The sequence below is a fragment of the Eubacterium sp. genome, from assembly GCF_057858645.1.
This window is the reverse complement of sequence record NZ_DBLZZO010000030.1, coordinates 24,175-32,416: the sequence shown is the minus strand read 5'-3', so window position 1 is coordinate 32,416 and position 8,242 is coordinate 24,175. Positions and strand designations below refer to the sequence as shown.

Sequence of the window (8,242 nt, the reverse complement as noted above, 5' to 3'; positions counted from 1 at the left end):
TCTAAATCAGACATGTTTTCCTTACCGGTAGTATGCCAAATAACAGCATTTAAAACATTCTCATCTACTATACCATATTTTGTTTTTGCAATAAAAGCGCCAACTTTTCCATGTAGAAGATATGGTGCTTTTTCTTCATAGTCTGTCACTAAAATATTGTTATCCTTACAACATTTAAGTAACTGTGAATCTGAATAGTATTTAGCACAGTCATGTAATATACCGGCTAAATACGCTGTATTTGGATTAACGTTAAAGGCTTCTGCCATTTTCTTTGCTGTTTCTGCCACACCTAAAGTATGTTCATATCTGTGTTTGTTTAAGATATTTTTCAAATCTGCCTTAATTTTGCTAAGAGACCATGCCTTATTTATATTTCCATCTGTATAGAGATTATTTTCTACAATATACTCATATACACCTTTAGGCAATAAATCTTTTGCAGCTTCTATTTTATGTGTTCGTATATCACTGGATGAAATATCAGACTCCTTAACATTAAGTAAATAAACATTAGCAGCCACTTCTTCTTTAATCTTTTCAACTATACTTTCTATATTAAATTGATTTTCATCCTTTCTATTAATAATAACCAAATTGGCATTTTTTAGAATCACAGCTGGCTGATACCAGCTAGTAAAAGTTGCAGCAGAATCGCCGCCAATTATAAAATAAAGATCATCTTCTTTATGCTCTGATTTTAGTTTGGTTAAAGTATCAGCTGTGTAACTTAAGTGGTTCTTTAACTCGTAGTCAAAAAGCTCAATATTTTTTTCATTAGCTACCGCCAACTTAATCATGTTTACACGATGAAAATCTGATGTAATATTTTTTGTATTTTTGTGTGGTGGACATGGTGAAGGCATGATATATACTTTATCTAACTTTAGCTGTTTTAAAGTTTCTTTTGCCATATATATATGTGCCTTATGAATGGGATCAAATGTACCACCTAAAATTCCTATTTTCATAATAACTCCACTAAACTTATGGAAGAATAATCTTTCTGTCTTTTTCATCCTTTGCAGGTCTATATAAGACAATTTTTCTTCCGATTACATGAACAACTGTAGAACGGGTTCTGTCAGCAATAACCTCTGCAATGTTCTTTGGTTCATATAAGCAGTTTTTCAAAACATTTAACTTTATAATTTCACGTTTCTCTAATGCTTCATCAATTGCTGCTGTAATTTCAGGTGTTACAGCAGATTTTCCAACCTGAAAAATTGGATCGATTGTAGCAGAGATTTTTCGTAAATAAGCTCTTTGTTTGCTATTCATAATCCACTCCTTACTTGTAATATTCAAACTGGTGACCGTATAACTTAACTGTGTCACCTTCTTCGATTCCTAATTCTTCTAACTGTTCAAGAATACCATTGTCCTTCATAAATTTCTGGAAGAACAAGAAACCTTTTTCAGACTCAAGGTTAGTATAACCAAGCATTCTTTCGATTTTTGGTCCTTCAACAGCATATAAACCATCTTCAACTTTTTCAACTGTGTATGGTAATTCTGATGTAATAATGTAGTCTTCAGGATTATATTCCTGTTCGTATACAACAGGTGCATCATCAAACTGATCTAATAAACTTCTTACATAGAAAAGAAGTTCTTTTAAGCCTTTACCACTAACTGCCGATATAGGATAAACCTTAATATCAGGTTCAAATTCAGCTTTAATTTTGTCGATTACTTCATTTGTATCACCATAAATTGCATCAATTTTGTTAGCTGCAATAACCTGTGGTCTTTTTAATAAATCAGGATTATATTTTTCTAATTCATTATTAATTGCCTTAATATCAGCTATTGGATCTCTACCTTCCACTGAGGCTGCATCAATCATATGAATAATAACTTTTGTTCTTTCAATATGTTTTAAAAACTGATGTCCCAACCCGACGCCTTCTGAAGCACCTTCAATAAGTCCCGGTATATCAGCAATAACAAATCCTTTTCCACCATCTAAATCTACAACACCAAGGTTTGGATTCAATGTTGTAAAATGATAATTGGCAATCTTTGGATCTGCATTTGTCACTCTTGAAAGCAAAGTTGATTTACCAACATTTGGAAATCCTACAAGACCAACGTCTGCAATACTTTTAAGTTCAAGTGTAACATTTAATTCCATGCTCTTTTGTCCAGGCTGTGCATACTGTGGTGCCTGCATTGTTGCTGTTGCATAATGCTGGTTTCCTTTACCACCGCGACCACCTTTTAAGATAATCATTCTCTGATTATCACCACTCATATCTGCTACGATTTTTCCTGTTTCTTCTTCTCTGACAATTGTTCCTTCAGGAACTTTTATAATAAGGTCTGCACCGTTTTTTCCTGTTTTGTTCTGCTTGCCGCCTTCCTGTCCCGGCTCTGCTTTAAAATTATGTTTATGTCTAAATTCGTATAAAGTGTTAAGTCCTTTGTCTACCTGAAAAATAACGTCTCCGCCTTTTCCACCGTCTCCGCCGTTAGGACCACCATTTGGAACATATATTTCACGTCTGAAAGATACATGTCCATCTCCACCTTTTCCTGACTGTATGAAAATTTTTGCAAAATCTGCAAACATAATAATCCTCCACGATTGTATTGTTAATATAAATAATGAGTTACCTTTTAATGTTAAAATAGGCTTCAAATCAAAACTGACTTGAAGCCTAATAGTGTCTGTGTTTAATTATTCAGCTACAGGGTATACAGAAACCTGCTTTCTGTCTCTACCTTTTCTTTCAAATCTTACGATTCCGTCTGAAGTAGCAAATAATGTATCGTCACCACCACGTCCAACATTTACGCCTGGGTGAATCTTTGTTCCACGCTGTCTATAGAGAATGTTTCCAGCCTTAACAAACTGTCCGTCTGCTCTCTTAGCGCCAAGTCTCTTTGATTCTGAGTCTCTACCGTTCTTTGTAGAACCCATACCTTTTTTATGAGCGAAGAACTGAAGGTTCATCTTCATCATAGCTATACCTCCTTATAATCTAATGTTATAAAATCTTTGTATTCTTTCTCTAACTGCTCTAGTCCTAAAACTAAAGACTTTATTAAAAGTTCAGCTTCTTTACTAATATTATTGGAAAATTCAAAATCAATTATACCATCATCTTCATGCTCAAACTGAGTATATTCATCTGATGTTAACTGTTCAATTGAATTCACAAAATTAATAGCGAGAACTGATAGTCCTGCACAAACAATATCTTCTCCTGCCTCTGCATATCCGGAATGACCTTCCATACAAAAACCAACGTATGTATTGCCTCTGCAATAAATGGTTATTCTTGTCATAAAACCACCTGATTAAGCGTTAATCTTATCGATTGTAACTGCTGTATACTGCTGTCTATGACCATTCTTTTTATGATAACCAGTTTTTCTCTTATACTTGTAAACGATAACTTTCTTAGCCTTACCATCTCCAACTACTGTAGCTTCAACTGTAGCTCCTTCAACTGTTGGATTTCCAACCTTACCGTCAACATAAAGAACCTGATCAAAAGTAAACTTAGAACCAGCTTCAGCACCAAGCTTTTCTACCTTGATAGTTTCGCCTTCTGAAACTTTGTACTGTTTACCACCTGTTGCTATAATTGCGTACATTATGGGCACCTCCTATTACTCATTACTCGCCAGTTTCGGTGATTGCAAAAGCAATGCTTATAACCACACTGAGCGGCATACCATAGTATAATAGCATACACTAATTTACTTGTCAATTTTTTTCTCGTTGTTTTTTATTTATTTTTTTGTTTTTTTACTTGCCTTAATCTTAAAAGATTTTTTTACCCACTTGCTATAAACATCCTCTTCAATAAGATTCAACTTCTTAGCTCTAACTCTTACATAATATTTCTTGCCTTTTTTAAGTTTCTTAACTGTATAAGAAGTTTTCTTTGTAGTTAAAGTTTTAGCCTTTGTAAACTTTTTACTTGTTGAACACTGAACTTCATAAGAAACTGCATCACTTACTTTCTTGAATTTAATTGTAGCCGATGTAGTCTTTGCCTTAGCTGAAGTTTTCTTAACTTTTGTTTTAGTTATTTTTGTATTTGCAATTGTGTTTGCCTTCTTAATTTTTGCTTTAACACTTGCCATTGTTTCATTTTTATTTGTTGTAGCAAAAAGTTCTGTTGTTTTGTCTAATGCCACCTTATATGATACTGTTTTCTTATCTGCAGATAATGTACCGTTAGTTGATACAATTTCTTTTGGGAAAGTAAATGTAATATTCATTTCAATATCATCTGTGTTTACTGCAGATAAATCCGCAGCACTGTCTACAGTTTCAGGTTTAATTAACTGATAAACTGTTTCAGTTGATAAAAAACTGTTTGGACCTGCACCATAGTCAACAGTCAGCTTGCCTTTTCTTAATGTTTGCTTGTTCTGAAGTTTTATGTAAGATTTTCCATCAATAACTTCCTCACTATATGTTACATTGCTTGATGCGGTATTTTTTTTAAGCTGATTTTGATATTCTCTCCAAAAATCATTAATCTGGGAATCAGTTGCCCCCATTTTTTTAAGCGTTTCGTTTGCCTGTGACTTATTAATAGTGATTAGCATTTCTGCATTACCTGTGCCGTTTGAATTAAGTTTCATGTTTAAATCAACCTGTGCACAGCCTGTAAATACCATAATTACAGCTAATAATAATGCTGCAATTTTTGTTATACGATTTTTCATATAACCTCCTCCTTTAATTAATTTATTTTTACGTGGTCAGATTCCGAAACCGGAATAACCACACAATTAACACCGTCAATGTTTTCTCTTCGAATCAACTCTTTCTTTTCTGAATTAACAGTGATTATTATTTCACCTTCATCAACGGTTAATTGTTCATTGTTATCATTTGTCTCTTCAATTGAGGCAATTTTTCTATTTAAATCTTTAATTTCTTCTTTGAGAAGTTCTTTTTCATTATTGTCCTTAACGATTTTTTGTGCTTTGTTTGGAACAATGTCGCCAATTAAAGGAACTTCCTCTGTATTAATTGATGCCATATATTGATCACCAATATTTACAGCTTTGTTTTCGGCAATACCGGCATGTTCTAAAGCACTTTTTATATGTTCTTTTGACACGTAAGATTCAGGATTTTCGTCTGAAACATGAGCAAGTTCAATGTTTACAGTATCCATTACATCTTTTACCATATCCTCGCCTGTAACTTCAAGTACCATGTCTGTTAGAACGTCCTGTTGTTGAGCGTATGTTAATTTTTCTCTACAACCAAGAATATCTTCAATCATATCTGTATGAACATTTTTTGAGTCGGCAGTATACATTAAAACTGAGTGAATATCACTGCTTCTATCAATAAATGCCGGGAAAACAAAACCTGTTTCGGGCATTCCCACAAACCACTCACGATTTAATGTGCTTATTTTATTTTTATCCTTGTTATAGCCAAGTCCCGGCTTTGATAAAACCATAGGGCAAATGGCACAAATTATATATTCGTAAACTTCTTCTGACTCATCAAGTTTATTGTTATCTGTTGTTTTTGTCATAACATCGTATACGTCATGGAACAATAAAATTAAGTAATTGCCAAGAGAATTGTATTTTTCAATTACCATATCGTAAAAAGTATCAAGAAGCCCCTGATCCTTCAAACCACTTTTCTTTAGTCCTAAAAGAAACTGCTGATGACCACCCGGCTTTTCTTCTTCTAATGGGAAATTAAGTTCTAAAATATTATTTCCCACGTTTGTTGACAAAACTTTTTTTGCAATTTCTAAATATTTAAAGTATTCTTCATCTTCAAGATTTAAAAATATTTCGTCCAAATTAGTTACTTTATTTTTGTTATCGTCAATGTAGCAGCCGCACATTTTTGTAAAAGTACAACCGTCTTTTTTAAGTCTTCTTCTTAATTCATTAATTGATTTCTTGTCCACAATAATCTCCCTGTCCCTGTTTTTATTTTACCAATGATATTAATTGTATATATATTATTATTTGTCGTTTGTCACATCGCCACTGCCTGTTAAATCTATTTTGTCTCCTAAATATTTAGAAGTAGGCTTTGTAATGCATTTATCAAATGATTTAACTCTGGCAAAACACTCTCTAAATCGCCAATAAGTCATTTTCTTGCTATATTTTCTTAAATCGCATGGTACACCATAAGCATCCAACCCAAGTTTCTTTGCAATATAGAGTGCTCTGTATAGATGATATTTTTGAGTTACTATAACAACTTTTTTTGCTCCAAAAATATTTTTGGCTCTGTACATTGTATCATAAGTCTCAAAGCCTGCGTGATCCATAAAAATATCTTCAGATGGTACATTTTCATTAATTGCATAGTCTTTCATTGTATTGACTTCATCATGGCTGGCTCTGCCATGGTCGCCTGACATAATGATTTTTGATGCGGCACCATTTTTGTATAATTGGTCTCCCACAATAATTCTGTCTTCTAAAATCCATGTAGGACTACCGTCTTTTCTGATTCCTGCTCCAAGAACTATTATGCAGTCAGCATCTAAATTCTTACATTTTTCAACTGTAACTATTCTGCTTTTTACAGAACCTGTAACGTATAAATTAATTCCTACAACTGTTAATGTTCCAATTACGCCTAAAAATATAATTACACATAAAATCTTTATTATCATCTTTTTTTTTCCTTTTTTCATAATATCTCCTTTTTTATCTACCTAACATAAAACTGTTAAAATTCTTATGTTATCTATGTCTTACAGTCCTTATTTCGTATTATAAGATTAACCTGTTATAAGACTAACCTAAATTATTTCTGTACTGTGATGGTGTAAGACCGGTTATACTCTTAAAAGTTTTCATAAAATGTTTCTCATGCTCGTAACCAACAGCTCTTGAAATTTCATTTACCTTCATATCTGTTTCTGTTAAAAGTTTCTTTGCCTGTCCCACTCTGAAATTCTTTAGATAATTTACGAAATTAGTACCTGTGTATTGCTTGAAATTAAATGAAAAAAGTGAATAATTCATTGATATATAATTTGAAACTACTGCCATATTCAAATCTGTAGCATAATTTTCTTTTATGTATTCAATGGCTTTTTGCATTTTTAAGCCTGTTTTCTGCTCATCAATGTTGTCACTTACCAGTTCATCAAAACCTTTAATCCAACCACGTACAACATCCATGTATTCATCAATATTCTGGTATGAAAAAATATCAAGAAGTTCGAAAACTTCATGTTCCTTGTTTTTTAATGATTTCTCGTAAACTTTCATTGTAGTTAAAATAATAAGCTTCATTTGTTCCTGAAATTCATTTATTGGATACTTTCTATTCTTCACACCTTCAACAAATATCTCCAACTGCTCCAAAGCTTCATTTAATTTGTTTGAACAGATAAGATTTGCTGTTTGCATCATCAACTTAACACCATAACCGTATTCTTTTTCCATTGCTGTATATGTAGTAGCATCCACAATTGGTGTACATGTTTCAAATGCTGTTCTACGCATTTCAGCAGCTTCACAAAATGCCTGTTTTACATCCATAAAATTGTAATAAACATTACTTATACCAATATTATGCTTTTCAAGCTTATTTAAAATTTCTTCTTTATAATGTGGATTACATATAATAACATCCATGTGCTCCTGCCCCTGAACATAATAATATTTGTTAGTAACAGTTAAATCAATATCTTCATCTTTTTTTCCAAAGCAAATTACAACAAAATTATTTAAAGGAATGTAACGGTTAACAATCAAACAGATATTTTCGATTTCAATGTCTGTAACATTATCATAAAATAACATATACTGAAGTTGTCTGTATGCATTCTTTTTATTTTTTATCTGCTGATTTTCTCTTTCATTTATTATGTTATCAAATTTTTCCAATACTTCCTGAATCTTGTTTCGATCAACAGGCTTTAAAATATATTCCTTAACACCATTTCTAAGCATTTCCACTGCATATTCAAAATCATCAAAACCACTAATTGCCGCTATAAGTGGTTTTTCATCCAATTTTTGGACTTCTCCTACCAATGTTATACCATCCATTTTAGGCATTCTAATATCTGTAAACATTACATCCACAGGTTGTTCTTTTAAAACTTCTAATGCTTTTTCACCATTATTACACTCAATTATTTCTTCAATATCTACGCCTGAACGTTCAATCATGGAGCGAATTCCCTGCCTTATTAGTTTTTCATCTTCCACTAATAAAAGTGTTTTCATATTAATACCGAACCTTTCAAAATTTTTTTAAGTCTTT

At 32.4% G+C, this 8,242-nt stretch carries 10 protein-coding genes; all 10 read right to left on the bottom strand.

The genetic code is table 11. The annotated features are described in order from the left end of the window. Positions 1 to 971 (bottom strand): nicotinate (nicotinamide) nucleotide adenylyltransferase (gene nadD / locus ACZM4J_RS10355; protein ID WP_489486088.1); only part of this gene is annotated, 971 nt, incomplete at its 3' end. A 16-nt stretch (positions 972 to 987) separates the two neighbouring features. Next, complete coding sequence (gene yhbY, locus ACZM4J_RS10350; RefSeq protein ID WP_022166145.1) at positions 988 to 1,281, bottom strand: ribosome assembly RNA-binding protein YhbY; 294 nt, start codon at positions 1,279 to 1,281, stop codon at positions 988 to 990. 10 nt (positions 1,282 to 1,291) lie between these two features. Continuing rightward, on the bottom strand, positions 1,292 to 2,575 hold the full coding sequence (gene obgE / locus ACZM4J_RS10345) for a GTPase ObgE (RefSeq protein ID WP_428244661.1): 1,284 nt from the start codon (positions 2,573 to 2,575) through the stop codon (positions 1,292 to 1,294). Positions 2,576 to 2,683: 108 nt separating this feature from the next. Beyond that, positions 2,684 to 2,968, bottom strand: coding sequence for a 50S ribosomal protein L27 (gene rpmA / locus ACZM4J_RS10340; protein WP_117999615.1), 285 nt, complete (start codon positions 2,966 to 2,968; stop codon positions 2,684 to 2,686). A gap of 2 nt (positions 2,969 to 2,970) precedes the next feature. Further along, complete coding sequence (locus tag ACZM4J_RS10335; protein WP_428244660.1) at positions 2,971 to 3,294, bottom strand: ribosomal-processing cysteine protease Prp; 324 nt, start codon at positions 3,292 to 3,294, stop codon at positions 2,971 to 2,973. A 12-nt stretch (positions 3,295 to 3,306) separates the two neighbouring features. Continuing rightward, complete coding sequence (rplU, locus tag ACZM4J_RS10330; RefSeq protein WP_022164756.1) at positions 3,307 to 3,606, bottom strand: 50S ribosomal protein L21; 300 nt, start codon at positions 3,604 to 3,606, stop codon at positions 3,307 to 3,309. Between the two features lie 138 nt (positions 3,607 to 3,744). Then, positions 3,745 to 4,692, bottom strand: a complete 948-nt coding sequence (locus ACZM4J_RS10325; protein ID WP_022164757.1) for an LppM family (lipo)protein — start codon at positions 4,690 to 4,692, stop codon at positions 3,745 to 3,747. Between the two features lie 17 nt (positions 4,693 to 4,709). Beyond that, a complete protein-coding gene (locus ACZM4J_RS10320; RefSeq protein WP_428244659.1) occupies positions 4,710 to 5,912 on the bottom strand; it encodes a DUF4317 domain-containing protein in 1,203 nt (400 codons plus the stop codon). A gap of 57 nt (positions 5,913 to 5,969) precedes the next feature. After that, a complete protein-coding gene (locus tag ACZM4J_RS10315; protein ID WP_022164759.1) occupies positions 5,970 to 6,656 on the bottom strand; it encodes a SanA/YdcF family protein in 687 nt (228 codons plus the stop codon). Between the two features lie 103 nt (positions 6,657 to 6,759). Then, positions 6,760 to 8,205: a response regulator transcription factor gene (locus ACZM4J_RS10310; protein ID WP_428244658.1), complete on the bottom strand. Its 1,446-nt coding sequence runs from the start codon at positions 8,203 to 8,205 to the stop codon at positions 6,760 to 6,762. Between the last annotated feature and the right edge of the window lie 37 nt (positions 8,206 to 8,242).